The sequence below is a fragment of the Mycobacterium sp. 155 genome, from assembly GCF_000373905.1.
In the GTDB taxonomy this organism is placed as follows: Bacteria; Actinomycetota; Actinomycetes; order Mycobacteriales; family Mycobacteriaceae; genus Mycobacterium.
In genome coordinates, this window is sequence record NZ_KB892705.1 from 3,037,709 (window position 1) to 3,063,682 (window position 25,974).

The window sequence follows — 25,974 nt, forward strand, 5'->3', positions numbered from 1 at the left end:
TGTGTTGCGGTGTGTCGAGGTGACAGACCCCGCGTGCGGTGGTTGGTTCCGGATCATCTGGTGTCTGGCTCATTTCGCGTCTGCCGCCCCTTTTTTGGGGGGTTGGCGTTGAGCAGTAGTGCCGGCACCAGATGAGAAGGACCGGACGGCGCGACTTGATAGGAGCGTGGCATCGCCCCGACTGAGAAGTGTCCGCCGCCCGGCCCAACCTCAATACACCCCCTCTTCATGACTGAAGGAGGCAACCACCATGGTTGTTGTTGGAGCCGATGTACACAAGCGCAGCCACACCTTTGTCGCGGTCAACGAGGTTGGACGCAAGCTCGGCGAGAAGACCGTCAAGGCCACCACCGCCGGGCACCACACGGCCATCACGTGGGCGCGCGAGCAGTTCGGCACCGAGCTGATCTGGGGCATCGAGGACTGCCGCAACATGTCCGCGCGCCTGGAACGTGACCTGCTGGGCGCCGGGCAAAAAGTGGTCCGGGTGCCCACCAAGCTGATGGCCCAGACCCGCAAGTCCGCGCGGGTGAGGGGCAAGTCCGATCCGATCGATGCGCTCGCGGTGGCCCGGGCGGTGCTGCGGGAACCCGACCTGCCGGTGGCGTCTCATGACGAGACGTCGCGGGAGTTCAAACTGTTGACCGATCGCCGTGATGTCCTTGTAGCACAACGTACCTCGGCGATCAACCGGTTGCTCTGGCATGCCCATGACCTCGATCCCGAGCGGGCCGCCGCGGTGGGCTCACTCAGTGCCGTCAAGCAGCAGCAGACGCTCATGGCCTGGCTGACGGAGCTGCCGGGTCTGGTCGCCGAAATTGCCCGCGCAGAGCTGACCGACATCATCCGACTCACCAGCGAGATCAACGCCTTAGCCAAGCGTTTGGCGGCCAGCGCGCACCGGTCCGCCCCGGCGCTGCTGGAGATCCCCGGCTGCGCGGAGCTGACTGCGGCCAAGATCGTCGGCGAAGCCGCCGGCGTCACCCGGTTCACCAGTGAGGCGGCGTTCGCCTGTCACGCCGGAGTCGCGCCCATCCCGGCGTGGTCGGGGGCCAGCGCCGGGCAGATGCGGCTCAGCCGCGCCGGTAACCGTCAACTCAACACTGCCCTCCACCGCATCGCCGTCACCCAGATCCGCATGACCGGCAGCGCCGGGCAGATCTACTACCACAAGCTGGTCGATGCCGGGAAAACCAAAGCCGCCGCCCGGCGCTGCGTCAAACGCCGCATCGCCCGCCGCGTCTACCAAGCCCTCCGCCGCGACGCCGGCCACCCCGACCACCAAACCCCCAGTCAGCCGCCACAATCAGCAGCGGCTTGACATAGGAGCTATTGCTCGGCGAGCTTGGTCAGACGTCACGCATGCGGGCCGACCGCTTTCACGACCGTCAGCAGCACGACGGAGTCCTCGAGCGCATGCAAGCTGTGCCTGCTGCGCGGAACAACAATGTGATCACCTGGCGACCCTTCCCAGCTCGCCTCGGCATTCGCCAACGACACCCGGCCCTCGATCACCTGCAGAGTGGCCTCACCCGGGCTCTCATGCTCATCCAGAGAACTGCCCTCGGTGAGGGCGATGAGCGTCTGGCGCAATGTGTGCTCATGGCCGCCGTACACGGTGTGTGCACTGCGGCCGCTGTTTGCCGATCGAGCCGCAGTCAGCTGCTGACGGGCGAGCGCGGTGAGTGAGATCTTCTCCATAACCGGATCGTGCCACTCGGGTCCGACGGATTCCGGCGGTCGCCCGGTTAACGCCGAAATCGTGACCTGACCGCCCGCGCGGGTACGGTCAGAACTTCCCGGCGAGGAACTCCGACGATAGGAGACGCACCATGGCCACGCACCGCGCAGTCCACGTCGATACCGCAGGGGCTCCTCTGCGATTGGCCGATGTCGAAACCACGTCCCCACCGCCCGGTCACGTACGCATCGACGTGCGGGCCTGCGGGGTATGCGGTACCGACCGGGAGTTCGTCAACGGCTCGTTCCCGTTCATGACGTGGCCGCTGACGCCCGGCCACGAGATCGCCGGCACCGTCGCCGAATTAGGTAGCGGTGTCGAGGAATTCGGTATCGGCGATGGGGTCGCCGTCGGCTGGTTCGGCGGCAACTGCAACCACTGTGCACAGTGCCGCAGGGGCCAGTTCATGCACTGTCTGAACGGGCAGGTCCCCAGCTGGCACTATCCGGGTGGCTACGCCCAGTCGGTGACCGTGCCGGCCACCGCGCTCGCCCGGATCCCCGCTGGACTCTCGTTCACCGAGGCGGCGCCGATGGGGTGTGCCGGGGTCACCACCTTCCAGGCGCTGCGGACCAGTGCAGCCGTCGCCGGAGACCGGGTTGCCGTCTTGGGAGTGGGCGGGCTGGGTCATCTCGGCATTCAGTTCTCGCGCGCCATGGGGTTCGAGACTGTCGCGATCGCCCGGGGTGCAGACAAGGCTGCCGACGCCGAGCGCTTCGGTGCGCACCACTACATCGACTCCACTGCCGGCGATGTCAGCGAGGCGCTGCAGCGGCTCGGCGGGGTCACCGTGGTGCTGGCCACCGCCGCGAACTCGGATGCGATCGGCCAGACGGTCGGCGGCCTGGCGCCGGGCGGCGAATTGATCGTGATCGGGGTGTCCGGCAATCCCCTTCCGATCAGCCCCGTTCAACTCATCACCCCGGCGCTCAGTGTCATCGGACACCCGTCGGGCACCGCCTCGCAGATCGAGGACACCATGCACTTCGCGGTGCTCAACAACATCCGTGCGCAGGTGCAGGAATGCCCGCTCGAAGACGCCGCGAGCGCGTATGCGGCAATGGCCGAGGGACGAGCCCGCTACCGCGGTGTTCTCACCATTTGAAAACGATATGCGGCGCAACGCCACCTCCCGGCCACCGCCTGCGATCCAAATTGCAATAGCGTTGTCCCACAATGGTTTCTATGCCAGCTACCACGTCTCACGGGTGGCCTCGTCGGTGGGCACCGGCAGCCAATACTGTTCCGTAGAAATGCCCACCAGGTCGAGTCACTGGCCTTGTGGGATGAACAGTCCGAAGCGCGTGGCTGACGAATGCCGCTGCGTGGCAGCATTTCCCAAATGTTGATCTAGGCTCTCAAGATGGCCCTTTCCAAAGACGAACGTGAACAGTTTCTGACCGAGCCACACATCGCCGCTCTGTCTGTGTACGCCGGCGACAAGCGCGGCCCACTGACGGTGCCGATCTGGTACCAGTACGCACCCGGCGGTGAGCCCTGGCTGCTGACGGGCTCAGGGTCCCGCAAGCATCGGCTCATCGAAGCAGCGGGGCATCTGTCGCTGATGGTCGAGCGAGTCGAGCCAACGGTGCGCTACGTCGCTGTCGACGGTGCGGTGAGCCGTATCGAGCCCGGTACCGAAGAACAGCTCGCCGAGTTAGCCAAGCGCTACCTGGCTCCGGAAAGGGTCGAGCCGTATCTGGAATACGCCCGTCGCGAGCACGGTGAGAGCGTCGTGATACACCTGAAGCCCGAGCACTGGCTGTCGGCCGACCTCGGACGGCTGTGACGCCGCACCCACCTTGGCAGCCATCGATCGACGCGGCAGGGTGGAGGCATGGCTTCCCGACAACGCCTGTTCCGCGCGTTCTACCGACTTGGCTTCACGCCGTGGGACGGCCACCCGATTGCGCAGGGCTTGCTCGAGCTGATCGAAGGTGACGATCCGCTGCCACCGGGCAAAGCCCTCGACGTCGGCTGCGGCACGGGCGACAACTCGATCTACCTGGCGCAGCAGGGCTGGCGGGTAACCGGCGTCGACTTCGTCGCGACGGCCGTCGACAAGGCACGGACGAAGGCGGCGAAACAGGGTGTCGACGTGCGGTTCCTGCAAGCCGACGCGACGCAGTTGAGCACCGCGGCCGTGGACCGCGATTTCACGTTGATCGTCGACAGCGGCTGCCTGCACGGGATGAGCACCGAGGACCGCGATGCCTACGCCCAGCAGATCACCGCTGTGGCGGCACCGGATGCACTGTTGTCCATCGTGGCGTTTGTCCCGGGCGCAACGTTCGGGGTTCCCGGCATCGTCGAAGCAGAGGTCAAGCACCGGTTCGCCGACGCCTGGGCCCTGGTGTCCAGCGGCAGCGAACCCGCGATGGACCACAACGGGAAAGACCCGGCCCGGCACTATCTGTTCAAGCGGCGGAGCTGACTCACATGGCCAGCGCAGCCATGGCACCGTCGACGGTGGCACGCCGCAGCCGCTCGTAAGGAACGTCCGGGAATTGCAGGCAGCAATCCTGCAGACCGCCGAAGGCGATGACCGCGCGGGTGGACTGCTCGAGCGTGGGACGCCGGCCAAAGACCAGCGCACCCAGCCTCGCCCGCCAGGCCAGCAGTTGGTCGATCAGTCCCAGGTCGGCCAACATGGTCAGCTCGGAGACGATCAGCACAAGATCAGCGCGGTGCCGGTAATGGAAGTCGAAGTAGCCCTCGAGAAGCTCCCGCGCTGCGGCCCGCTCCGCTGGCCGCTTGCACTCCTGCTCTGCGATAAAGGCCTCACCCTCATCGATCAGGGGTTGCACGATGCTGCGGACCAGGTCTTCACGTGACCGGAAGTGGTAGTACAGCGCGGGTTTGGTGAGGCCGAGCCGATCGGCGATGTCCTGCAAGCTGGTGCGCAGAACGCCCTTCTCGGCGAACAGTTCACGTGCCGCCGCCTGGATGCGTTGCCGGGTATCCGAAGCGGGCTTTTCCACGTAGCTACCCTAACTTACTTAACGATCGGTAAGCTCACGAAATGAGCACTTACCGATCGTTAAGTAGGGGGGCATCATGAAAGTACTCATCTCCGGTGCCAGCATCGCCGGACCAGTGCTCGCCTACTGGCTGTCTCGGCATGGATTCGACGTCACCGTGGTGGAACGCTCGCCCGCGTTGCGTAAGACCGGCGGCCACGCCGTCGACCTGTTCCGGCCTGCGATGGAGATCTCCGAACGCATGGGGGTACTCCGTGAGATCGAGGCCGCAGCCACCGGCACCACCCGGTTGACCATCCATCGGCCCGGGACGTCACGTCCCGCAGAAATCGACTACATCAAGCTCATCGGTGCGATGTCCGACCGGCACGTCGAGATCATGCGCGACGACCTCAGCGAGATCTACTTCCGAGCCGGGCAGAGCGGCGTCGAATACCTCTTCGGGGACCACATCACCGAGATCTCACCCGACGGCGATGTGACGTTCGAACACAATCGGTCCCGACGCTTCGACGTGGTCGTGGGCGCAGACGGATTGCACTCCGGCGTCCGTCGGCTGACATTCGGCGAGCATGTCGCCGAGCGCTTCCTCGGCGGATATCTGTCGGTCGTCTCTGTGCCGAAAAGCTCTGCCCGCCATAATGAAATGACCGGTTACTACGAACCGGGTCGGGTGGCGATGGTGTATACCGCCAACCATCTCGACGACGCCCGGGCGGTGTTCATCTTCCGCCCCGACAATCCGCTGGACTATGACCACCGCGACATTGGGCGCCAACAGGCCCAATTGCGCACCGCCTACGCCGGGGCACCCGACGAAGTGCAGCGCTGGCTCGACGAGATACCGCGGTCGCCGACGTTTTACTTCGACGCCATCACACAGCTTGAAATGGCCACGTGGTCGCACGGCCGGGTGACTCTGGTCGGAGACGCAGGCTATTGCCCGGGCCCCGCCGTCGGCGGAAGTACCAGTCTCGCGGTGTATGGCGCCTACCTGTTGGCAGCCGAAATGATAAAGGCCGGTGACGACTATCGCGCCGCATTCGCCGCCTACGAACGCGCGCTGCAGGCACCGGTTCAGGGCAGCCGGAAGCTGGCCCGGGTCAACGCACGAACCATTGTCCCCAGAAGCCGTTGGGGTGTAAGCACATTGGTGGTCGCCGGCCAGCTGATCTCATTGCTGCCGTCGAGCCTGACGAAATCACTGGCCCGGCTCAACGACAAGGGCGTGCGGCTCTACGACACCATGCCGCTGCCGGCGTGGCCGGCCTCGCTGACCGGGTGAGCGCACCCGGTTGAGATTGCACACAGGGTCGTGAAATCGCGAAATCAACAGCCTTGAGCGCAATCTGGATGCCCACGCACGCAAAAGCCCCCGCCGGGCGCCGGGGGCTTTTGACATTTCGTGCTTAGGACTCGAGCGAGGCCGGCGGCAGGAAGCGATCACCGTAGCGGGCGGCCAACTCCTTGGCCCGGGCCACGAAGGCTTCCTTGCCGACACCGCCCGGACCCTCGTACCCGACGATGAATTGGTGTGAACCGCCGGTGTAGGGCGGGTAGCCGATGCCGAAGATCGAGCCGATGTTGGCGTCAGCCGTCGACGTCAAAACCCCTTCGTCCAGGCACTTCTGGGTCTCCAGCGCCTCGGCGAACAGCATGCGGTCGATCATGTCCTGCAGCGGGATGGTCGAGGACCCGGAGTTGAAGGTCTCCCGCAGGCCCGGCCAGAGACCGGTGCGCTTGCCGTCGACGTACTCGTAGAAGCCGGCACCCTTCAGCCGCGACGGGCGGCCGAGCTCGATCATCTTCTCCACCACCGCCTCGGCCGGATGCGGCTCATAGGTGCCACCGGCATCCTCGACACCCTTGCGTGTAGCGGCAGCGATCTTGTGCATGAGCTCCAGGTTGAGCTCATCCGAAAGCTGCAGTGGCGCAGCCGGATAGCCGGCCTGCGACCCAGCCTGCTCGATCGATGCCGGCTCGACGCCCTCGCCCAGCATGGCCAGCGCCTCGTTGACGAAGGTGCCGATCACGCGCGAGGTGAAGAAGCCGCGACTGTCGTTGACCACGATCGGCGTCTTCTTGATGGCCAGCGTGTAGTCGAATACCCGGGCCAGTGCCTCGTCAGAAGTCTTCTCGCCCTTGATGATCTCGACCAGCGGCATCTTGTCGACCGGCGAGAAGAAGTGGATCCCGATGAAGTCCTCCTGGCGCTTCACCCCGGCCGCCAGACCGGTGATCGGCAGCGTGGAGGTGTTGGAGCCGAGGACCGCGTTGGGTTCGACGATGTCCTCGATCTCACCGAACACCTTGTGCTTGAGTTCCTGGTTCTCGAACACGGCCTCGATCACGAAGTCGACGCCCTTGAGATCCTGCGGATCGGCGGTCGGGGTGATCTTGGAAAGCAATGCAGCAGAACGTTCTTCGGTGGTCTTACCCCGCTGGAGCGCCTTGGCCTCCAGGCCCTCGGAGTACGCCTTGCCCTTCTGCGCGGCCTCGAGAGTGACGTCCTTGAGGACGACGTCGTAGCCGGCCTTGGCCGACACGTAGGCGATACCGGCGCCCATCATGCCCGCGCCGAGAACGCCGATCTTCTTGATCTCCTGCTTGGCGATGCCGTCGGGACGCGAACCGCCCCCGTTGATGTGCTGCAGATCCAGGAAGAACGCCTGGATCATGTTCTTGGCGGTCTGGCCGGTGACCAGCTGGGTGAAGTAGCGGCTCTCGATCCGCAAGGCGGTGTCGAAGTCGACCTGCGCACCTTCGACCGCGGCGTCGAGGATTGCGCGCGGCGCCGGCATCGGCGCACCCTTGAGCTGCTTACGCAGCAGCGCCGGGAACGACGGCAGGATCGCGGCGAGCGCCGGGGTGGACGGCGTGCCGCCGGGGATCTTGTAGCCCTTGACGTCCCATGGCTGCGTGCCGGCGTCGGGGTTGGCTTTGATCCAGGCCTTGGCGCGCGGCACAAGTTCGTCGACGGAACCGACCAGTTCGTCGACCAGGCCGGTCTCCTTCGCCCTGGTCGGATTGAACCGGGTGCCCTGGCTCAGCACCTCCATGAATGCCTTTTGGATACCGAACATTCGCACCGTGCGAGTCACGCCGCCACCGCCGGGCAACAGGCCAAGAGTGACTTCGGGCAGGCCGATCTGGCTGCCCTTGACGTCGGCGGCGATGCGGTGGTTACACGCCAGCGCGATCTCCAGCCCGCCGCCCAGCGCCGCGCCGTTGATCGCGGCAACGACGGGCTTCGGCAGGGTCTCCAGCTTGCGCAGGTCGGCCTTGATGTCCTCGACCATCTCGAAGGCTTCGGCAGCATTGTCGGGGCCGATGTTCATCATGCCCTTGAGGTCACCGCCGGCGAAGAAGGTCTTCTTCGCACTGGTGATCACCACACCGGTGATCGAATCCTGTTCCGCCACAAGCCTTTCTACGGCATTGTGCATGGATTCCTTGTAGTGCTCGTTCATCACGTTGGCCGAACCGGTCGGGTCGTCCAGCGTCAGGGTGACGATGCCGTCGGCATCCTTGTCCCACTGAATGGTGTTCTCTGCCATGGTCATATCTCCTAGACGCGCTCGATGATGGTGGCCACACCCATGCCGCCGCCGATACACAGCGTGATCAGGGCACGCCGAGCGCCGCGACGCTCCAGTTCGTCGACCATGGTTCCGGTGATCATGGCGCCCGTGGCGCCCAGCGGGTGGCCCATCGCGATGGCGCCACCGTTGACGTTGAGCTTCTCGTCGGGAATGCCCAGATCCTTCTGGAACTTCAGCACCACCGACGCGAACGCCTCGTTGAGCTCGAACAAGTCGATGTCGTCGACCGTCAGGCCGGCACGGTCAAGCACCTTGCGGGTGGCCGGGGTCGGGCCGGTGAGCATGATGACGGGATCGGCACCGCTGGTTGCGGTGGCCACGACGCGCGCCCGCGGGGTCAGATTCTGAGCGCTCCCCGCACTTTCGCTACCGATCAACAGCAGGGCGGCACCGTCGACGATGCCCGAGCTGTTACCGCCGGTGTGCACGTGGTTGATCTTCTCGACCCAGTGGTACTTCTGCAGCGCCACGTCGTCGAAACCGCCCATCGCACCCAGGCCCTCGAATGCCGACTTCAGCTTGCCCAAGTCAGCCACGGTGGTGCCGGGACGCATGTGCTCGTCGTGGTCGAGGATGACCAATCCGTTCTGGTCCTTGACCGGGACGACGGACTTGGCGAAGTAGCCGCCGGACCATGCGGCCGCGGCGCGCTCCTGCGAGCGTGCCGCGTAGGCGTCGACGTCGTCGCGCGAGAAGCCCTCGATGGTGGCGATCAGATCGGCGCCGATGCCCTGCGGCACGAAACCGACGCGATAGTTGGTCTCCGGGTCCATCGCCCATGCGCCGCCGTCGGAGCCCATCGGAACCCGGCTCATCGATTCGACGCCACCGGCCAGCACCAGGTCGTCCCAGCCGGAGCGAACCTTCTGGGCAGCCAGGTTGACGGCTTCCAGGCCCGACGCGCAGAAGCGGTTGAGCTGGAACCCACCGGTGGTCTCCGGCAGCTTGGCCACCAAAGCCGCGGTGCGGGCGATGTCGCCGCCCTGGTCGCCGACCGGGGACACCACACCCAGGATGACGTCGCTGATCAACGTCTCGTCCAGGTCGGGGTAACGGCTGCGGATTTCGTCGATCAGACCGACCACCAGGTTGACGGGCTTGACCTCGTTGAGAGCGCCATTGCGCTGTTTCCCACGCGGCGTACGGATCGCCTCGTAGATGAAGGCTTCTTCGGACATGTGTCTGCTCCCTGCCTTGTGCAGTCCAGGTTCAGGTTTTGGTTGTGGATCCGCCGCACGGATACAGACGGACCTCTGTCCGCAGCGTAACAGGATTACAAACCAACCTGTTGGTCGGGAGATTTAGACCACACGAAACGGTGGCATCGCATCACCGAGCGTGCGTCCAGACCGCGGATTCGCCGGGTTTCACGGTCTCACCGCACACTGGACCTCACCGCACACTGGACATCGAACAGCCCCTACGCTCAACGACCATGACTGTCGAGCGGCTGCGGCCCTATGCCGTCACCATTTTCGCCGAGATGTCGGCGCTGGCCACCGAGCTTGGCGCAGTGAACCTCGGCCAGGGCTTTCCCGACGAGGACGGCCCGGCCGCGATTCTCAAGGTCGCGCAGGACGCCATCGCCGAGGGCATCAACCAATACCCGCCCGGCCTCGGCATCCCCGCGTTGCGGCAGGCGATCGCCGGACAGCGACAGCGCCACTACGGCACTGTCTACGATCCTGACACCGAGGTGCTGGTGACTGTCGGCGCGACCGAGGCCATCGCGGCCTCGGTGATCGGCCTGATCGAACCCGGCTCCGAGGTGCTGGTCATCGAGCCGTTCTACGACTCCTACTCCCCCGTGATCGCGATGGCCGGTTGTGTGCGCCGCAACGTCCCGCTGGTCGCAGACGGACGCGGGTTCGCCATCGACATAGAAGGACTCCGTCGGGCTGTCACTCCACGAACCCGGGCGCTGATCCTCAACTCACCGCACAATCCGACGGGCTCGGTGGCCTCTGACGCCGAGCTGCGGGCCATCGCCGCGCTGGCGGTCCAGCATGACCTGCTGGTGATCAGCGACGAGGTGTACGAACAGCTGGTCTACTCATCGCCCAGCGGGCACCGGCATCTGCCGATCGCCAACTATCCCGGGATGGCCGAACGCACCGTCACCATCTCCAGTGCGGCCAAGATGTTCAATGTCACCGGATGGAAGATCGGATGGGCTTGCGGCGGTGCTGATCTCATCGCAGGCGTGCGCGCCGCCAAGCAGTACCTGACCTATGTCGGTGGGGCACCGTTTCAGCCCGCGGTCGCCCACGCGCTGAATCACGAGGACGCCTGGGTGGCCGATCTGCGCGACGCGTATCAGGCCAAACGGGACCGGCTGAGTTCGGCCCTGGCCGAGATCGGGTTCGAGGTGCACGACAGCCCGGGCACGTACTTCCTGTGCGCCGACCCGCGGCCACTGGGCTACGACGAAAGCAGCGCGTTCTGCGCCGAGCTACCGCACCGGTCCGGTGTAGCGGCCATTCCGATGGCGGCGTTCTGCAACCCCACCGGAGCCGGGCTGCCGGCGACATCCGGTCAAGCCCCGCACGCCGACCTGTGGAATCACCTGGTGCGCTTCGCGTTCTGCAAACGCAACGACACCCTTGACGAGGCGATCCGCCGCCTGCAGGTGCTCAAGCCGTGAACCGCTAGCGGTCTGCGGCCACCATTTTCTAACTGCCGGTTTCCGCCGATCCGCGGGCGACGATCACGGGCACCTGCACCGATTCGACCACGGCCGCGCTCACCGAACCGAGCATCATGCCGACGAATCCGCCCCTGCCCCGGCACCCCACTACGACCAGTTGCGCCCCTTCGGACTGCTCCACCAACTGCTGTGCGGGCCGGTCGCGCATCAGCTCGCGCCGCACCACCACGTCGGGATAGCGCTCGCACCAGCCGGCCAGCTGTTCGGAGACCGCACGATCCTCGCGGGGTTTGAGATCGGTCCATTTGACGTCCGGAAACTCGTAGTCCACGTCGTTCCACGTGTGCACCACGACAAGTTCGACTCCACGCCGCGACGCCTCGTCGAAGGCAATCTCGGTGGCCAGTTCCGACGCGGGTGACCCGTCGACGCCGACCACGATCGGTGCGTCGTCTCGGGGCTTCTGACCGTCGCGGATCACGACGACGGGGCAGTGCGCATGCCGAATCAGGCTCGAGCTGACCGAGCCGAGCACACGCCGGCTCCATTTGCCGAGACCTCGGCTGCCGATAACCAGCAGATCGGCATGCCGCGCACGGTCGACGAGCGTACCGACCGAGTTGCCGGAAACGATCTCGCTGCTTATGTGCAACGGTTCACCACCAGCGGTGACCTTGTTCGCGACGTCCCGCGCCGCAGCCACGATCTCCTGTCCGCGCTTTTCCTGCCCGGTCCAGTAATCGTCGGGCAAGCCCATGTCGAGCCAGGCCGGCGCGGCCGCCATCGGCAGCACATGGATGAACGTCAGTGGGACACGGCGCAGGGCAGCGTCGCGCGCGGCCCACGCCACGGCCGCATCGGACGACGAGGATCCATCGACCCCGACCACGATGCCATGCCGAACCGGTGCTTCGGACATCTGAATCTCCTTTGCTCGTAAAGGCTTTACAACTGATCGGCGGCGCGACAGATCAGCACCGGCACCGAGCTGTGATGCAGCATGTTGAGGCTGGTAGACCCGAGCACAGTGCCGGCCACCGCATTGCGGCCCCTGGTTCCCACCGCGATGAGCTGAGCGTCGGCGGCATGCTGAAACACTGCCTTGGCCGGAGACACCGCTTCGACAAAGCACTTCGCGTCGACCGACGGGTGCGTCCTGTTCGCGATGTCGACAGTTTCGGCCAAGGAAACCAGTTCGGCGGCTTCGAGGCCTTCCCAGTCGATCAGGAACGGGATCGTGACCCCCGCTTCGGCGGGCGGTGTCAGCGACAGCGAGCGCACCGCCGTGATGTCGGCCCCGAACCTGTCCGCGAACTCGAACGCCGCACCCAACGCCGCGACCGCGGAGTGGCTGTCATCTACTCCCACGACGACCGGGCTCTCATCCGGTGCGACCCGATCCCCTCGAAACGCCACCATGGGGCACGCTGCCCGCGTCGCCACAGCCAGTGAGACGGAGCCGAGCAGCAGCGCTGCGGCCGGCGTAACCGGCTTGCCGCCCAACACCACCAGGCGTGCTCCACGACTGGCTGCGACGAGCGCCTCGTCGGCAGGCTCGTCCACCGAAGCCGTCGTGATCGCGAGCACCGGCCGGTCCGATCGAACGGCGTCGGCAGCGGCCTTGAGGTAGAGGTCGGCGCAATCTCGCTGGTACGACATCATGGCCGCGGTGATCGCGGCAACGCTCAAGCTCAGGTTGCGGCCGATGGTCGGCAGCGCATACACGATCTGCAGTGGCGCGCCGTACCGGTCGGCGACTGCGCCCGCCCACCGAGCGGCGTTGATCGCCGAGTCACTGCCATCGATTCCAACGACGACGGGTCCATCCGAGGAAACCATGCCCCCATACTCGCCGCGGCCCTGCGACCGTGGCAGGGCCGAAGGTCCCTATAGCGGGCTCAATCCCAGCCGATGTTCTCGATCGCCGTGGTGACCTTGGGCGGTGTTCCCGGCGGGCCCGCGGGCGTACGGGAGAACCGGGGTGCCGGTGCAGCTTGGTCGACGCCATCGATCGACACCAGCGTCGAGCGGGCTCGCAGATGTCCGTTGTTCGCAGCCTCACCCCAAGTCAGCACGGGCGTCACGCAGGCATCGGAGCCCGCGAAGATCTCGGTCCATTCGTCGCGGGTCTTGGTGGCGAAGCGTTCGGTGAAGATCGCCCGCATCTCGTCGTAGCGGGCCAGCTCGAACTGTCCGGGAATGTCGTCTGCGGCCAGCCCGAGCCCGGCCACCAACTGAGCGAAGAACTGCGGCTCGATCGATCCGACCGCCATGTATCCACCGTCGGAGGTCTCGTAAGTCCGGTAGTACGGCGCGCCACCGTCGAGCAGGAACGATTCTCGCTGATCGCGCAGTGAGCCCGTGGCCCGCATGGTCCACATCATCTGGGCGAGCATGCTGACACCGTCGACCATCGCGGCGTCGATCACCTGGCCCCTACCTGAGCGTTCCCGCTCGTACAGCGCGGTGACGATGCCGATGAGCACCAGCATCGAACCGCCGCCGAAGTCGGCGACCAGGTTCAGCGGTGCCACCGGTGGCCTGTCCCGGTAGCCGATCGCACTCAGCACGCCTGTCTGCGACAGGTAGTTGATGTCGTGTCCGGCCGTCTGCGCCAATGGACCGTCTTGGCCCCAGCCCGTGATGCGCGCGAAAATCAGCCTCGGGTTGACGGCCTGGCACTCCTGCGGCCCGATCCCAAGCCGCTCGCAGGTGCCCGGACGGAAACAGTCCAGCAGCACATCGGCTTTCGCGGCCAGGTCCAGCAGCTTGTCGGGTTGCGCTTTCACGTCGAGATCCACGATGCGCTTACCGCGGTGGAGCAGGTCCACGTCCTCGGCGGGCATGGTCAACCCGCCCGGGCGGCGCACCCGCACCACGTCGGCGCCCAGATCGGCCAGCATCATCGCGGCGTGCGGCCCGGGGCCGATACCACCGAGTTCGACGACTCTCACTCCATCCAAGGGGCCTGTGTTGGTCATGCGAGGCACACTAACGCCATGACCGAAAACGCCTACACGGTCGGCGACTATCTGTTGGACCGGCTGGCCGAGCTCGGGGTGACCGAGATCTTCGGTGTGCCCGGCGACTACCAGCTGGAGTTCCTCGACCATGTCCTTGCCCATCCCGATGTGCGCTGGGTCGGTGGCGCGAACGAACTCAACGCCGGGTACGCCGCCGACGGGTATGGCCGGTTGCGCGGGATGGCGGCACTGGTGACGACGTTCGGCGTGGGTGAGCTGTCGGCGGCCAACGCCGTGGCGGGCAGCTTTGCCGAACATGTTCCCGTGGTGCACATCGTGGGTGCGCCGTCCAAGGACACCCAGGGGGCCCGGCGCATCGTGCACCACACGCTCGGTGACGGCGATTTCGAGCATTTCCTGCGGATCAGCCGTGAAATCACCTGTGCCCAAGCAAATCTGGCGCCAGCGACGGCGACCCGCGAGATCGACCGCGTGCTCTCGGAGGTGCGTGAGCAGAAGCGACCGGGCTACCTGCTGATCGCCACCGATGTGGCCCGCTTCCCCACCGAACCACCGGCCGCTCCCCTGCCGCGCTACACCGGCGGCACCAGCCCGCGGGCGCTGGCACTGTTCACCGCGGCCGCGGCCGAACTCATCGGCGATCACCGGGTCTCGGTGCTGGCCGACTTCCTGGTGCACCGGTTGGGTTGTGTCAGAGAACTCAACGCACTGCTGGACGCGGACGTCGTGCCGCATGCCACCCTGATGTGGGGCAAGAGTCTGGTGGACGAGAGCTCGCCGAATTACGTCGGCATCTATGCCGGTGCGGCCAGCGAGGATTCGGTGCGCGAGGTGATCGAGGGCGCGCCCGTGCTGGTGACGGCGGGGGTGCTCTTCACCGACATGGTCAGCGGATTTTTCAGTCAGCGCATCGACCCGGCTCGCACCATCGACATCGGTGCCAACCAGAGCGTGATCGCCGGCCAGGTGTATGCGCCGTTGGACATGGCCGCCGCCCTCGAGGCCATCGCCGCGATACTGTCCGAACGCGGGATCACGTCACCGGAACTGCCTCCGCCGCCCTCGCCCACCCCGGCCGCGGTGCCGGCCCGCGAAGCATCTCTCACCCAGGAGGCATTGTGGGACAGGCTTTCTCAAGCCCTTACTCCGGGCAACGTGGTACTCGCCGATCAGGGGACGTCGTTCTACGGGATGGCCGGGCACCGGTTGCCGTCCGGAGTCACGTTCATCGGCCAGCCGCTGTGGGGGTCGATCGGCTACACCCTGCCCGCCGCGCTCGGGGCCGGGCTGGCCGACCGCAACCGGCGCACGGTGCTACTGATCGGTGACGGCGCGGCCCAGCTGACCGTGCAGGAACTCGGGGCCTTCAGCCGGGAGGACCTGGCCCCAGTCGTGGTGGTAGTCAACAACGATGGCTACACGGTGGAACGCGCGATCCACGGCGTGACCGCACCATACAACGACATCGCCGTGTGGCGCTGGGCCGATCTACCCGCCGCGCTGGGAGTGGCTGACGCACTGACCTTCCGCGTGGCTACCTGCGGTGAGCTCGACGATGCGCTCAGCGCGGCGGCCGGCACCCGTGACCGCATGGTGTTCATCGAGGCCCTGGTGCCCCGGCTGGACATTCCGCCGTTGCTGGCCGAGCTCGCGCAGTCGGCATCGGCAGCAAATTCGCGCGGGGCGTCCTAACGGCCGATGTCACATCCTGCGGCGCGTCGCGGTGTCCAGACGGGCGCAGCAGCGGCGCGCCCGCTGGCGATTACCCCTGGCGGAACCGTTGGGCCAGTTGCTCGTCGGCCTCCCACCACAGTTTCGGCGGCGCAGGTTCTTCGGCGGCGGCAGGCTCGTACGCGTCGTCGGCGGCGACCGCGCTCTCGGATTCGGCCCGGTCCAACTCGGCATCTACCTCGGCGGCGCGCGCCTTCTCGTCGGCCGACAATGCGCGCATCAGCACAATCAAGAACGGCACCCCCAGGACATCGCCGAGGATCCACAGGACACCTGCGCCGATCACTTGGTCCATCCGTAGGCTCGGGCCCCAATCCCGTTGCAGCGCGGTATAGTACGCCGGTGCGATCAAGGGCCCCAGCCACAGCACGATGCCCAGGACGCCGTCGCCGATCGACTCCACCACGCTGATCAGCAGCGAGATCAGCTGCGAGTAACGTCTGGGTACCGGATCGGCCTGCAGGCGGGCGTAGAAGTAGCCGAACCCGATGGTCGTCAATAAGATTCGAGTCGCAGCGGCCACGACGGGCTGCTGCAGCGCGGCTGTGTACCACGGCGTCAGGTACAGCAGCCACGGCGTGCCCAACATGGCGATCGACGTGGTAGCCGGGTGCAGCAGGACCCGGGCGAGCCGGCCGGCAAGCAGCCGGTCGAGCCGGCCCTGTCCTGCGGGGCTCAGGGCGCCGCGCAGCACGGTGACAGGGGTCGCCGACGCCAAGAAGAACGGCACCACCAGCAGCAGGAGCACCACCTGCAGCGCCCGCACCCAAAACAGCACGTATGCGTAGACCCCGATCATGCTGACCGTGGCCAGCAGCCAGAGCACCATGGAAACGCCGAAACACCACACGGGCCGGCCACGCAGACCTCTACGTCGCACGCACCAGCCGTAGCCGGCGACCAGCGCCAGCACCACGACCACCGACACCGCGTCGAATTGCCACGACGTCAGGACAGCCTGCAATGTCAGAGGTCCGACCTCGGTTCGCATGGGCGACAGTATGCGACCGGTACCTGTCAGTCTGCCGTGCGTCGACTGTCAGGCGGCGTTGATCCGGAGATGAAGGGTGATGCCGTCGGATGCGCCGCTACCGCCTCGCCTGAGTCCGGGCCCGCAACCGGGACTGCGCGAAGCCGATCACGTCGTAGTAGTGGGTGGGCGCGATCCGGGCCAGCGCGTCGAACACGTACGCGTCCGGCCCCACCAGGATGCGCGCCTTGCCGGCCTCGACACCTCGATGGATGATCTCGGCGGCCTTGTCCGGCTGGGTCAGGGTGATCGCGGAGAACTCGTCGGCTATCTGAGACTGGTTGCGGCCCCGGCCTTCCGGGTCTTTGCGGAAGCGGGCATTACGCACGATATTGGTGTCGATGCCGCCCGGGTGCACGTTGACGGCCGTCACCCCGGTGCCCCGCAGTTCCTGCCGCAACGCGTCGGTGAACCCGCGGACAGCGAATTTCGCTGAGCAGTATGCACTTTGGCTCGGCATTCCGACCAACCCGAAGACACTTGAGGTGTTGACGATCACGCCTTCGTCCTGCTCGACCAGAATCGGCAGGAACGCCCGCGTCCCATTGACCACGCCGTGAAAGTTGATGTCCCACAACCACTGGTCATCCTCCGGCACGGCGTCGAGCACAGTCGAGGCGACCGCGACGCCGGCGTTGTTGAATACTGCGCCGAGTGGTTGCGGGGCCCAGTCGGCCACCTCATCGGCGAACGCTCGTTGATCGTCCGCGTCCCGCACGTCGAGCACGCGGGTCAGCACCGGGCCAGACAGGCTTGCCTCCGTCTCCTTGAGGCTCAGCTCATCGACGTCGGCGATCGCCACCGGACAGGAATGCACTGAAAGGCGTTGGGCCAGGGCCCTCCCGATGCCGGAGGCGGCTCCGGTGATGACGACCGTGCGGCCGCTGATGGTTCGACGCTTGCTCACAGGTGCTCCTTGGTGTGCTTCGTGATGAGGTCTGCCAGCTGGTTCCAAGCGCCGCGCGGCAGGTCGTGTCCCATACCGACGATGGTTTCCAGGTGCGCGCCCCGGATCGCTCTGGCGGTCGCCGCGCCGCCGGTGGGGTGCACCATCCGGTCACGGTCACCGTGGATCACCAGTGTCGGAACGTCGATCTGCGCCAGTTCGGCGGTCCGGTCACCGGAGGCGAAGATGCCCGCCAGTTGGCGTGGTGTCCCCGCAGTCGACGGGTCGCGATCCCAGTCGGCGCCGGCCTTTTCCCGCACCCATTCCTCGTCGAACGGGAATCCATGCGAGCCGATGTGCCGGAATATCCCGACTGCGTTATCCACCGCCTCGGCGCGGGTGCGCGGCGGCCGGGTGGTGACCATGCGCCGCCACGTCGACAACGCGGGCCTGCCGATCCGCGGCGCACCGGTGGTGGACATGATCGACGTCAGCGTCCGCACGCGGCCCGGGTAGTGCGCGGTGACGGTCTGGGCGATCATTCCGCCCATCGACACTCCGACCAGATGGGCGTCCGCGAAGCCCAGTGCATCCAACAAGCCCACGGTGTCGCGGGCCATGTCGCCGAGGTGGTATTGCCGAGAATCGTTGCCGCCCCTCATGATTGCCACGGGGCGCGGTGGGCGGAAGGGCATGTGGGTGGACCGGCCGACGTCGCGGTTGTCGAACCGGGTGACGTGGCAGCCTCGCGCGACGAGCTCGGAAACCAGACCGTTCGGCCAGGAGTGCAGCTGCTGCCCCAGCCCGGAGATCAATACCAGGGGCGGGTCGGCCGGATCCCCGAACTGCTCGTAGCACAACGCGATTCCGCCACCCACGTCGACGATGTGCTGCTCTGTCATGCCGAAACCTCCTCGGTACTGCAAGGTACCGGCCACGGTACGCGCCGGTACCGGCACGCGCAAGAATTGCGGGTAGAGCCCCCGGGCAGCGTCAGCGGCGCACCGTCGGACTGTGACCCACGCCGGACCGCGGCGCCACCGGCCTCATGCCGGGCGGGTTGTTCTGCAGGAAACTCAGGCACGTCCCGAGATGTCCGGACACACAGGGCACGCCGTTGAGCGTGGGCACCGGTCCGCCCGAACGCACTTCGATGCTGTCGGTGTCGGACGGCTGAGCCATAGCAGCCGGGGCACCGGCGAGCGCGAGAGCCCAGCAGGCCACTAACCCCCGAAACAACCAGGCACGGTCAACCATCGTCGTCACACTTCATCGGCCCTTTCGCCCCGTATTTGCAGCGTAGTCGCCTCGCGCCAACCGATCACCGGCATCGGACTCAGCACGTTGCTGCCGGTGACGAGTACCGGGTGAAAGCCGCCGCCGCATAGGGTGATCCTGTGAGCTGGCAGCACTTCGAGCCGTTCCTCGTCGCGTTGGCCATCGGCCTGCTGCTCGGCTTCGAACGGGAACGCAGCCACACCCGCAAACTGCCGGCTGGCTCACGCTCCTTCGCACTGCTGTCGCTGGTCGGAGCCATCGCTGCCAGCATCGACACATGGGCCGTGGTGGCCGGCTCGGCCGGGGTCGCGGCATTGCTGGCGGTCGCCTACTTCCGTACCAGCACGGACGACCCGGGAACCACCACCGAGATCGCCGGGCTCGTCGCCTATCTGCTCGGCGCCCTTGCCTACACCCGCCCCGCCGAGGCCGTGGCACTCGCCGTGGTCGTTGCCGGGCTACTGGTATCGAAGACCCGCATCCACCGCTTCGTCCGCGAGATCGTCAGTGAGGTCGAACTCGAGGACGCGATCAAGTTCTTCGTCGTGGCATTCGTGATCCTGCCGCTGCTGCCTGACCGAGCGCTCGGACCGTACGGCGTGCTCAACCCGGCGAAGATCTGGCTGCTCGTCGTCCTGCTCACCGGTATCGGCTGGGTCGGCTACATCGGCGTGCGGGCACTGGGTCCGCAACGCGGGCTGCTGGTCACCGGTATGGCCGGCGGTTTCGTCTCGGCAAGTGCGACGACCGCGTCGATGGGCCGGCTCAGCCGAACAGCGGCCGGGCTGCGCGCGCCGCTGGCCAGCGCGCTCGTCGCGAGCCTCGCCACCTTCGTGCAGCTTCTGATGGTGATCGGCGTGGTCGACATCGACGTGCTGCGGCGCTTGTGGCCCCCGGTCCTCGCCGGCGCACTCGTGCTGGTGGGGGTCGCCTGGTTCGTCTATCGCGGCGCCCGCCAGCCGGATGACGGGACCGAGGAGTGCGACGATGCTCCGGTTCGGCCCGCAAGTCGCCCGTTCGTGCTGCGTCCCGCGCTGGTGCTGGCCGCGGTGCTGACCCTGGCTTTGCTCGTCAGCCGGTGGGCGGCCGACATGCTCGGCCCCAACGGGCTCGTGCTCACCGCGTTCGCCGCGGGTCTGGCCGATGCTCACGCCGGGGCGGTCGCCGCTGCCAGCCTGGCCGCCAACGGCGACGTCACGGTCGATGCCGCACTCGTCGCCATCGCGGCGGCGCTGGGCTCTAATCTGCTGGTCAAGACAGCACTGGCCTTCACCACGGGTGGTCACCGCTTCGGGCTGGCGTTCCTGGCCGCAATCGCCGCTCCCACAGTGGTATTCGGCGCTGCGCTGACATTGACTGTGGCCCTGGGATGAGGCCCGTCGGCATCGAACGCCATGCGCCGAAACTGACGCCAGGGTCGCTACCGAACGTCGGCAACGACCCTGGCGTCATTCTCGGCGCGACCAGTCTGCCTTCCTCCTTCAACGGCAGGTGTTCGACCGGGCCGAACGCTCCGCGATTAAAGTCCGTGAAGTGTTCGATGACCTCTGGACTGCCGCGACCCGGCATACCTTCCTGGACGCCGTGCGCGACGGCAGCATCTCCGACGCGGCATTCGACCGTTGGCTTGCCCAGGACGCGTTGTTTGTCGCCGATCTGCTGACCTTTCAGGCCCGACTGTTGGCGCGGGCACCTCGGCCGGCACAGACGGTTCTGGCGGGCGGGTGCGCAGCGTTGGTTGCCGAACTGGACTGGTTCGACGAACAGGCCGCGCAGCGCCAGATCGAACTGCCGGCCGCGCCGCTGCCGGCGACATTGGCCTACCGGGAACTGCTGCAACGGCTCGACAACGAGCCCTACGACGCGGCTGTCACCGCGCTATGGGCCATCGAGCGGGTCTACCTGCTGGCGTGGAGATCCGCGGCATCGCCGACCTCGCGGTTCGAGGAGTTCGTCGCGCACTGGACTGTGCCGGAATTCGCCAGCTATGTCGATGGCCTCGCCGCAATCGCGGTGGACGGGTACGACATATTGGTGGCCGAGGTGCTCCACCTCGAAGTGCAGTTCTGGGATATGGCGTGGGAGGCGCCATAACGCCCCGTCAGCTCTTGGCCGGTTTGGTCGCCGCCTTCTCCAGCTCGCGCTCCAGGGTGAGCGAGAGGAACGTGATCGGCCCCTTGTCCGCGAACTTGTCGCTGACGTTCCCGGCGATACCGCCCTGGACGGCAAGGTCGCTCATCAAGTCGAGTTTGAGCTGCGGGCTGCCCTCGGAGAAGTCGAGGTCGGCCAGGTCCGCCCAAACGACGTTGGGGCGAGTGGTCGACTCGTAGACGTACCGCTTGTTGGTCAGGTCCAGAACCACCTGCCAAATGGTCTGCGAAGCTTCTGGCTTACCGGGATCCGGGATGCGGAAGGGCTGGGCGGCGTTGCGGATCACCGAGAACATGCTGGCGATCGCTTCCACCTGACTCGACGGTTTGGGCAGCCGGGCCACGTAATAGCTGGCCCGAGCGAAGCGGTCGGCGGCCTGCGTGTCGCCGGGTAGCGGCCGATCCCCGCCCAGACCCTGGAAGGACTTGACCAGCTCCAGCTGCTGGTCGAACGTCGGTGAATTGGTCATCACCCGGTAGTCCTTGGAGTGGTAGACCTTCGGCTGCCCGTCGATGTACTCGATGATCGCCGAGTCGCCGGTGGCGTCATCGAGAGCCAGATGCAAGCCCGGGCGAGCACCGCCGGTGGGATCGTCCATCTGCACCACCTGCACATCCGTCTCGGCGATCCAGGCGACGGCGTCGGCCACGGTGGCGAAGTTGTCCAGGAAGTATTGCAGCCACATCGACTGGCTGAGCTGGGTGCGGTTGGGATCCGGCTCGCCGTAGCTGGACTCCGCCAGCCACAGGATGTGGCCGGCCAGGCCCGACTCGTTCATCCCGTCCGTGGTGACGATGTCGTAGGCGGTGGCTATCACGCTGCCGTACTTCGAGGTCCAGGTCAGCTTGCCCGACGCTCCGTCGTCGCGGGAGACGCCGCGCGGCTGTTTCCAGAGGTTGGTCATCAGGTCCTTGTGGAAGTCCATGTTCCTGCCGACCAGGACCGCATCGCCCGCATCGGGCCAGATGACTCGTGTACACATTCGAGCGAGCCTAGCTGTCGGGCCCCGCCGATCCCGGGTATGCGCCGAACTCCGACATTCCCCGGGACTTTTAGCCCCTAATCCATGGGAATGTTTGACCCGATCGAGGGGGTAGCAAATTCCAGGGACAAACCGGACAGGGTCGCAGCGGAATCTCTGGAGCCCGAAACCGTCGGGCGACGAACAATGCCCGCTGCTCGTTTCGCTTGTTTTAAGTAGTGACACGCAAAACCCCAGCGTGTCATTTCCGTCCGACCCCTCCGCGGCCGTGTTTTCATGCAAGGTATCGGCGCCTCAGCGGAGCGGGTGCCGCACGCTTTCCTGGATCCCCAAGGATGGAACTCATGCACGAGATGCAACCGGCCGTTCAGAGACTCGTCGACCTGGTCAAAGCGAATGGCTGGCAGGACAAGTTCGAAGAGGCCATCGCCACGGTGGCGAGCTACAACGTGCCGGATCTCGCCTATCTGACCGACTTCGATTCATACATCGACTGGCTCAACGGCCTGGCGGTCTGGGCGCCCGACACCCTCGGCACCCAGCGCGTCACCTACGAGAAGGTCACCCAGTTCTATTTCGTCCTCGACCAGGAGCCGCTCAAGTCGCTGCAGAGCAAGGTCCAGCCGGGCAACGAGGGAAAGCCTCTAACGCCGTTGTCGCAGTGGATCATCGACTTCGACAATGCCTGGGGTTCCTACCTCGACACGCCGCCGTCGGTGGTGCACGTCGAGGATTTCAAGGCCAACCCGCTGTTCCAATGGGACGAGTTCGAGGCTCCGCCCAGCGGTTACTTCACCTTCAACCAGTTCTTCGCGCGTCACATGAAGCCCGGCCAGCGCCCGATCGCCTCGATCGCCGACGACAGCGTCATCACCTCGCCCGCCGACTGCACCTTCGTCGACTACTGGGAGGTCGACAACGACTCCAACATCCTGGTGGAGAGCAAGGGCCTGCAGTGGTCGATCCAAGAACTGCTGAAGGACAGTGAGTACGCCGACGAGTTCGCCGGTGGCATCTTCACGCACTCGTTCCTGAACACCAACGACTACCACCGCTGGCACACCCCGGTCGCGGGCACCGTGCTCGAATCGCGCATCGTCGCCGGTCAGGTGTCGCTGGACATCGAAGCCACACCCGGTCCCGTCGTCGACGGCAAGCAGACGCACGAGCTCAGCATCCTGGACGGCACCGGCTACCAGTTCGTGCAGACCCGCGGCCTGATCGTCATCGATTCGCCGATCGGTCTGGTCGCCTGCCTGCCGATGGGCATGTGGCCGGTCTCGTCGGTGGTCATCACCGCGGACAAGGGCGTCACGGTCCACAAGGGCGAAGAGCTCGGTTACTTCGCCTTCGGCGGCTCGGATTTCGTCATGGTCTTCCAGCGCAAGTCCAACGTGCTGCTCAACGGCCGCCCGGGCAAGCACGTGCGCACCGGCACCTGTATCGGCTACGCCCACCCGAACCTGTAAGCGGCTCTCGGCCCGCGTCGTGACCGGTGCGAGCCGGCGCCCGCCCGGGTGACACGCCCTGAAAGAGGTAACGGGGTGTAGGTCCAGGCTTGGACCTGCCGCTGCTTGTTGTGGTGGTCGACGAGGTTCAGACGTTCGTCAGCCGTGCGCACCATTCGAGCAAGGCCGCACGTGAAGTTGGTTGATAACCAGCCCGCGCGACTTGGGGGCATCAAGACGGGTCTGCGTGTGCCGGACGATACCCACGACGGCGGTCAACTGACCCTTGATGACGAGCTGGAACAGCTTAACGAAACCAGCGACTAGCTGCGGGTTCTGTGAGTGGCCAGGGCCGGGATCGAACCGGCGACCTTCCGCTTTTCAGGCGGACGCTCGTACCAACTGAGCTACCTGGCCGGAAGGCGTCGGTCATTCCAACCGAAATGCCTCGCCGTAATGGCGACCCTGACGGGACTCGAACCCGCGACCTCCGCCGTGACAGGGCGGCGCGCTAACCAACTGCGCCACAGGGCCTTACTTTCCTTGCGTGCTCCGCGTTACTGCGTAGCGTACCCCCAACGGGATTCGAACCCGTGCTACCGCCGTGAAAGGGCGGCGTCCTAGGCCACTAGACGATGGGGGCCTAAATCCGAATCTCTCCGGGGTACTCACGACGTTGTCCGTTGGGAGCTTCGATAGCTTAGGGTACGGATGCCCAAATCCTCAAACCCAGTGGTCGCAGGCACAAACTAGGTGGCCGCAGACACCGTCGCTCCCACCAAGTATCCTTTCACTCCGCGCCCCTATAGCTCAGTTGGTAGAGCTACGGACTTTTAATCCGCAGGTCGTAGGTTCGAGCCCTACTGGGGGCACTGGTCAAACAGTGTTTACGTCGTAGAGGACAGTCAGGTGTCCTCTACGGTCTAGTAGCTGCGGATCAGGGTGAAGGCCGGTACCCGGAGTTTTGTACCGCCTCACGACCCCGTGTATGTCACAGAGGTGCCAGGCCGGCATCGGGGCCCGTCGACCAGCGGCATGCCGGGCATGCCAAAGCACTCTTAGGCGATCACAGGCATTTACCAGTTAAGGTTTACCCCCAGGATCGGCAGTTGAACCGAAGGAGCGCGCTATGTTGTCCCGGCGGGGTTCGCGGCATTTGGCCGAATCCGGTCTTCCTCGCGTGCGGCCCACTCGGGCTATTGCCACATCGGTCAGCGCGGCCGCGTTGGTCGCCGCCATGGCGTTCGGCGTTGCACCGGCTCATGCCGATTCGGCCGACGACGCCAGGTTCCTCGACATCGTCAAGCAGCTCGACATCCCGGTGGAATCCCCTGAACAGGCCACCCAGGCCGGCCACGGGATCTGCGAGAAGGTCGCGGCGGGCAAGATCGAGCCCGCCCGCACAGTACGCAGCATCCTCGGTCAGCTCACTGCCAGCGGTCTGCCGAAGGGCGTAGCCATCAACCTCATCTGGGGCGCGGTCGACGTCTACTGCCCGCAGTACCGCTCTCTTGTAGGCCACTGACGCAGCCGCGGTCGGTCACACTGCCGGGCTGTAATGCATCCCGTTGTCGCGGTGGCCCACCGGCGGCAAGTTGCGGGCCGGGGTGTGCACCAGCGGTGCATCCGCGGGGATACGTCCGGTCGCCCGATCCCAACCGGCGCGGGCCCTCGGATGATAGTGATGCCGCTTCGGCACCAGTTTGAACACGTGGCCGATCACCTTGCCCAGCAACCGGTGTCGCCGCTCGTCGCGGTCGGTCCAGGTGTAGCCCATTAGGTCCCGCACAGCGGGGTCGTACAGACCGACGGTGAACCAAACGAACAGCGGGTGCACGATATAGCGGCGCTGCAGAGCCCACAGCCAGCCGGGCATCTTCGCGGCGAACGGCGGCTTGGGTAGCTCGGATAGGTCCAGCACGTCGCGAGCCGCCTTGTTGTTCTCCAAGACATTGCGGCACATGTGATCCCAGTAGGCCTGGAAGTCCTCCCAGGTTTCGGGGACAGGCCGCATGCTCATGCCGTACATCGAGTACCACTGCTTGTGTTCCTCGAAGAGCTGCCGCTTGTCGGCCTCGGAGATACCGCCCGCAAGCCGGTCGGCGACGATGATGGTGCCGACGAAGAACGTCGCATGCGCCCAGTAGAAGACATCGGGATTCAGGGCGTGGTACCGGCGCCCCTGCGCGTCGACACCCTTGATGTTGACGTGGTAGTCGCGCACCTCGGCGCCAGTCAGCGGAGCACGGTCGCCGTCGAAGACCACCCCGCCGATCGGGTATAGCGAGCGCAGCAGCCTCGGCCAGCGTTCCTGGAAGAAGATCGAGTGGTCCTCGACCGCAGCGCCGAGTTGCGGGTGCATGTTCTGCATCGAGCCGGCCCACGGGCCCTGCAGCATGCCGCGCCAGTCACCGAAGTACTTCCACGTCAACGAATCGGGCCCCAGTGGGGTGGGCGCGACGCTGGTCATCGGGCATGTCCCAGACGTATCTTCAGTCACAAATGGACTTTCT

24 protein-coding genes, 4 tRNA genes and 1 pseudogene are annotated in these 25,974 nt (G+C 65.9%); 13 read left to right on the forward strand and 16 right to left on the reverse strand.

Annotated elements, in window-relative coordinates; genetic code table 11:
- Positions 1 to 250: 250 nt before the first annotated feature.
- A pseudogene (locus B133_RS0114520) lies at positions 251 to 1,318 on the forward strand (IS110 family transposase); the annotation flags it as partial.
- A gap of 38 nt (positions 1,319 to 1,356) precedes the next feature.
- On the opposite strand, the gene B133_RS0114525 reads toward B133_RS0114520, so the two are convergent.
- Positions 1,357 to 1,701, reverse strand: coding sequence for a cupin domain-containing protein (locus tag B133_RS0114525; RefSeq protein ID WP_018602070.1), 345 nt, complete (start codon positions 1,699 to 1,701; stop codon positions 1,357 to 1,359).
- A 131-nt stretch (positions 1,702 to 1,832) separates the two neighbouring features.
- Here B133_RS0114525 and B133_RS0114530 point away from each other — a divergent pair, with 131 nt between their 5' ends.
- The 3 genes from B133_RS0114530 (at position 1,833) to B133_RS0114540 (ending at position 4,175) form a co-directional block, all read left to right on the forward strand.
- The gene (locus B133_RS0114530; RefSeq protein ID WP_018602071.1) at positions 1,833 to 2,846 is read left to right on the forward strand and encodes an alcohol dehydrogenase catalytic domain-containing protein; all 1,014 of its coding nucleotides are present in this window, start codon (positions 1,833 to 1,835) and stop codon (positions 2,844 to 2,846) included.
- A 258-nt stretch (positions 2,847 to 3,104) separates the two neighbouring features.
- Positions 3,105 to 3,530, forward strand: a complete 426-nt coding sequence (locus tag B133_RS0114535; protein ID WP_018602072.1) for a pyridoxamine 5'-phosphate oxidase family protein — start codon at positions 3,105 to 3,107, stop codon at positions 3,528 to 3,530.
- 48 nt (positions 3,531 to 3,578) lie between these two features.
- Complete coding sequence (locus B133_RS0114540; RefSeq protein ID WP_018602073.1) at positions 3,579 to 4,175, forward strand: class I SAM-dependent methyltransferase; 597 nt, start codon at positions 3,579 to 3,581, stop codon at positions 4,173 to 4,175.
- A gap of 1 nt (position 4,176) precedes the next feature.
- On the opposite strand, the gene B133_RS0114545 is transcribed toward B133_RS0114540, so the two are convergent.
- A complete protein-coding gene (locus B133_RS0114545; protein WP_018602075.1) occupies positions 4,177 to 4,722 on the reverse strand; it encodes a TetR/AcrR family transcriptional regulator in 546 nt (181 codons plus the stop codon).
- 76 nt (positions 4,723 to 4,798) lie between these two features.
- Between B133_RS0114545 and B133_RS0114550 the strand changes: the two genes are divergently transcribed.
- Positions 4,799 to 6,007, forward strand: a complete 1,209-nt coding sequence (locus tag B133_RS0114550) for an FAD-dependent monooxygenase (RefSeq protein ID WP_018602076.1) — start codon at positions 4,799 to 4,801, stop codon at positions 6,005 to 6,007.
- 124 nt (positions 6,008 to 6,131) lie between these two features.
- On the opposite strand, the gene B133_RS0114555 is transcribed toward B133_RS0114550, so the two are convergent.
- Both B133_RS0114555 and B133_RS0114560 read right to left on the reverse strand, forming a co-directional pair.
- Positions 6,132 to 8,279, reverse strand: coding sequence for a 3-hydroxyacyl-CoA dehydrogenase NAD-binding domain-containing protein (locus B133_RS0114555; RefSeq protein WP_018602078.1), 2,148 nt, complete (start codon positions 8,277 to 8,279; stop codon positions 6,132 to 6,134).
- Between the two features lie 11 nt (positions 8,280 to 8,290).
- Positions 8,291 to 9,502, reverse strand: a complete 1,212-nt coding sequence (locus B133_RS0114560; RefSeq protein ID WP_018602080.1) for an acetyl-CoA C-acetyltransferase — start codon at positions 9,500 to 9,502, stop codon at positions 8,291 to 8,293.
- Positions 9,503 to 9,759: 257 nt separating this feature from the next.
- On the opposite strand from B133_RS0114560, the gene B133_RS0114565 reads away from it, so the two are divergent.
- A complete protein-coding gene (locus tag B133_RS0114565; protein ID WP_018602082.1) occupies positions 9,760 to 10,968 on the forward strand; it encodes a pyridoxal phosphate-dependent aminotransferase in 1,209 nt (402 codons plus the stop codon).
- Positions 10,969 to 10,996: 28 nt separating this feature from the next.
- Here B133_RS0114565 and B133_RS0114570 read toward each other — a convergent pair whose 3' ends face one another.
- The 3 genes from B133_RS0114570 to B133_RS0114580 are packed head-to-tail and all read right to left on the reverse strand — an operon-like array spanning position 10,997 to position 13,952.
- Positions 10,997 to 11,890 (reverse strand): universal stress protein, encoded by an 894-nt coding sequence (locus B133_RS0114570; RefSeq protein ID WP_018602084.1) that lies wholly within the window; start codon positions 11,888 to 11,890, stop codon positions 10,997 to 10,999.
- A gap of 26 nt (positions 11,891 to 11,916) precedes the next feature.
- Positions 11,917 to 12,810, reverse strand: a complete 894-nt coding sequence (locus tag B133_RS0114575) for a universal stress protein (protein WP_018602086.1) — start codon at positions 12,808 to 12,810, stop codon at positions 11,917 to 11,919.
- Between the two features lie 59 nt (positions 12,811 to 12,869).
- Complete coding sequence (locus tag B133_RS0114580) at positions 12,870 to 13,952, reverse strand: CaiB/BaiF CoA-transferase family protein (protein WP_018602088.1); 1,083 nt, start codon at positions 13,950 to 13,952, stop codon at positions 12,870 to 12,872.
- An 18-nt stretch (positions 13,953 to 13,970) separates the two neighbouring features.
- On the opposite strand from B133_RS0114580, the gene B133_RS0114585 reads away from it, so the two are divergent.
- Complete coding sequence (locus B133_RS0114585) at positions 13,971 to 15,647, forward strand: alpha-keto acid decarboxylase family protein (RefSeq protein WP_018602090.1); 1,677 nt, start codon at positions 13,971 to 13,973, stop codon at positions 15,645 to 15,647.
- Between the two features lie 70 nt (positions 15,648 to 15,717).
- Here the strand turns inward: B133_RS0114585 and B133_RS0114590 are convergent, their stop codons facing one another.
- The 4 genes from B133_RS0114590 to B133_RS0114605 form a co-directional block, all read right to left on the reverse strand.
- Positions 15,718 to 16,677: a cytochrome c oxidase assembly protein gene (locus tag B133_RS0114590; protein WP_018602092.1), complete on the reverse strand. Its 960-nt coding sequence runs from the start codon at positions 16,675 to 16,677 to the stop codon at positions 15,718 to 15,720.
- Between the two features lie 97 nt (positions 16,678 to 16,774).
- Positions 16,775 to 17,623 carry an SDR family oxidoreductase gene (locus tag B133_RS0114595; RefSeq protein ID WP_018602094.1) on the reverse strand — a complete coding sequence of 283 codons (849 nt, stop codon included), beginning with the start codon at positions 17,621 to 17,623 and terminating at the stop codon, positions 16,775 to 16,777.
- Entirely contained in the window at positions 17,620 to 18,504 is an 885-nt protein-coding gene (locus tag B133_RS0114600) for an alpha/beta fold hydrolase (RefSeq protein ID WP_026256448.1), read from the reverse strand. Before B133_RS0114600 ends, B133_RS0114595 begins: the two co-directional genes overlap by 4 nt.
- Positions 18,505 to 18,595: 91 nt before the next feature.
- Complete coding sequence (locus B133_RS0114605; protein ID WP_018602098.1) at positions 18,596 to 18,784, reverse strand: hypothetical protein; 189 nt, start codon at positions 18,782 to 18,784, stop codon at positions 18,596 to 18,598.
- A 215-nt stretch (positions 18,785 to 18,999) separates the two neighbouring features.
- Here B133_RS0114605 and B133_RS0114610 point away from each other — a divergent pair, with 215 nt between their 5' ends.
- Together B133_RS0114610 and B133_RS0114615 are read left to right on the forward strand one after the other, a co-directional pair.
- Positions 19,000 to 20,253, forward strand: a complete 1,254-nt coding sequence (locus tag B133_RS0114610; RefSeq protein ID WP_018602100.1) for a DUF4010 domain-containing protein — start codon at positions 19,000 to 19,002, stop codon at positions 20,251 to 20,253.
- 160 nt (positions 20,254 to 20,413) lie between these two features.
- Positions 20,414 to 20,974, forward strand: coding sequence for a TenA family transcriptional regulator (locus tag B133_RS0114615; RefSeq protein ID WP_026256449.1), 561 nt, complete (start codon positions 20,414 to 20,416; stop codon positions 20,972 to 20,974).
- 7 nt (positions 20,975 to 20,981) lie between these two features.
- Here the strand turns inward: B133_RS0114615 and B133_RS0114620 are convergent, their stop codons facing one another.
- Complete coding sequence (locus B133_RS0114620; RefSeq protein WP_018602104.1) at positions 20,982 to 22,013, reverse strand: linear amide C-N hydrolase; 1,032 nt, start codon at positions 22,011 to 22,013, stop codon at positions 20,982 to 20,984.
- Positions 22,014 to 22,357: 344 nt separating this feature from the next.
- Here B133_RS0114620 and B133_RS0114625 point away from each other — a divergent pair, with 344 nt between their 5' ends.
- Positions 22,358 to 23,482 (forward strand): phosphatidylserine decarboxylase, encoded by a 1,125-nt coding sequence (locus B133_RS0114625; protein ID WP_198291005.1) that lies wholly within the window; start codon positions 22,358 to 22,360, stop codon positions 23,480 to 23,482.
- Positions 23,483 to 23,653: 171 nt separating this feature from the next.
- Complete coding sequence (locus B133_RS25185) at positions 23,654 to 23,788, forward strand: hypothetical protein (RefSeq protein WP_018602107.1); 135 nt, start codon at positions 23,654 to 23,656, stop codon at positions 23,786 to 23,788.
- A 16-nt stretch (positions 23,789 to 23,804) separates the two neighbouring features.
- On the opposite strand, the gene B133_RS0114635 is transcribed toward B133_RS25185, so the two are convergent.
- The 3 genes from B133_RS0114635 to B133_RS0114645 all read right to left on the reverse strand — a co-directional run bounded on the left by B133_RS0114635 (position 23,805) and on the right by B133_RS0114645 (position 24,104).
- A tRNA-Phe gene (locus B133_RS0114635) sits at positions 23,805 to 23,878 on the reverse strand.
- A 40-nt stretch (positions 23,879 to 23,918) separates the two neighbouring features.
- A tRNA-Asp gene (locus B133_RS0114640) sits at positions 23,919 to 23,995 on the reverse strand.
- Between the two features lie 36 nt (positions 23,996 to 24,031).
- Positions 24,032 to 24,104, reverse strand: a tRNA-Glu gene (locus tag B133_RS0114645).
- A 156-nt stretch (positions 24,105 to 24,260) separates the two neighbouring features.
- On the opposite strand from B133_RS0114645, the gene B133_RS0114650 reads away from it, so the two are divergent.
- Positions 24,261 to 24,333 (forward strand) — tRNA-Lys (locus B133_RS0114650).
- A gap of 257 nt (positions 24,334 to 24,590) precedes the next feature.
- Positions 24,591 to 24,986 carry a DUF732 domain-containing protein gene (locus tag B133_RS0114655; protein WP_018602109.1) on the forward strand — a complete coding sequence of 132 codons (396 nt, stop codon included), beginning with the start codon at positions 24,591 to 24,593 and terminating at the stop codon, positions 24,984 to 24,986.
- 15 nt (positions 24,987 to 25,001) lie between these two features.
- Here the strand turns inward: B133_RS0114655 and B133_RS0114660 are convergent, their stop codons facing one another.
- Positions 25,002 to 25,961, reverse strand: coding sequence for an oxygenase MpaB family protein (locus B133_RS0114660; RefSeq protein ID WP_026256450.1), 960 nt, complete (start codon positions 25,959 to 25,961; stop codon positions 25,002 to 25,004).
- Positions 25,962 to 25,974: the final 13 nt, after the last annotated feature.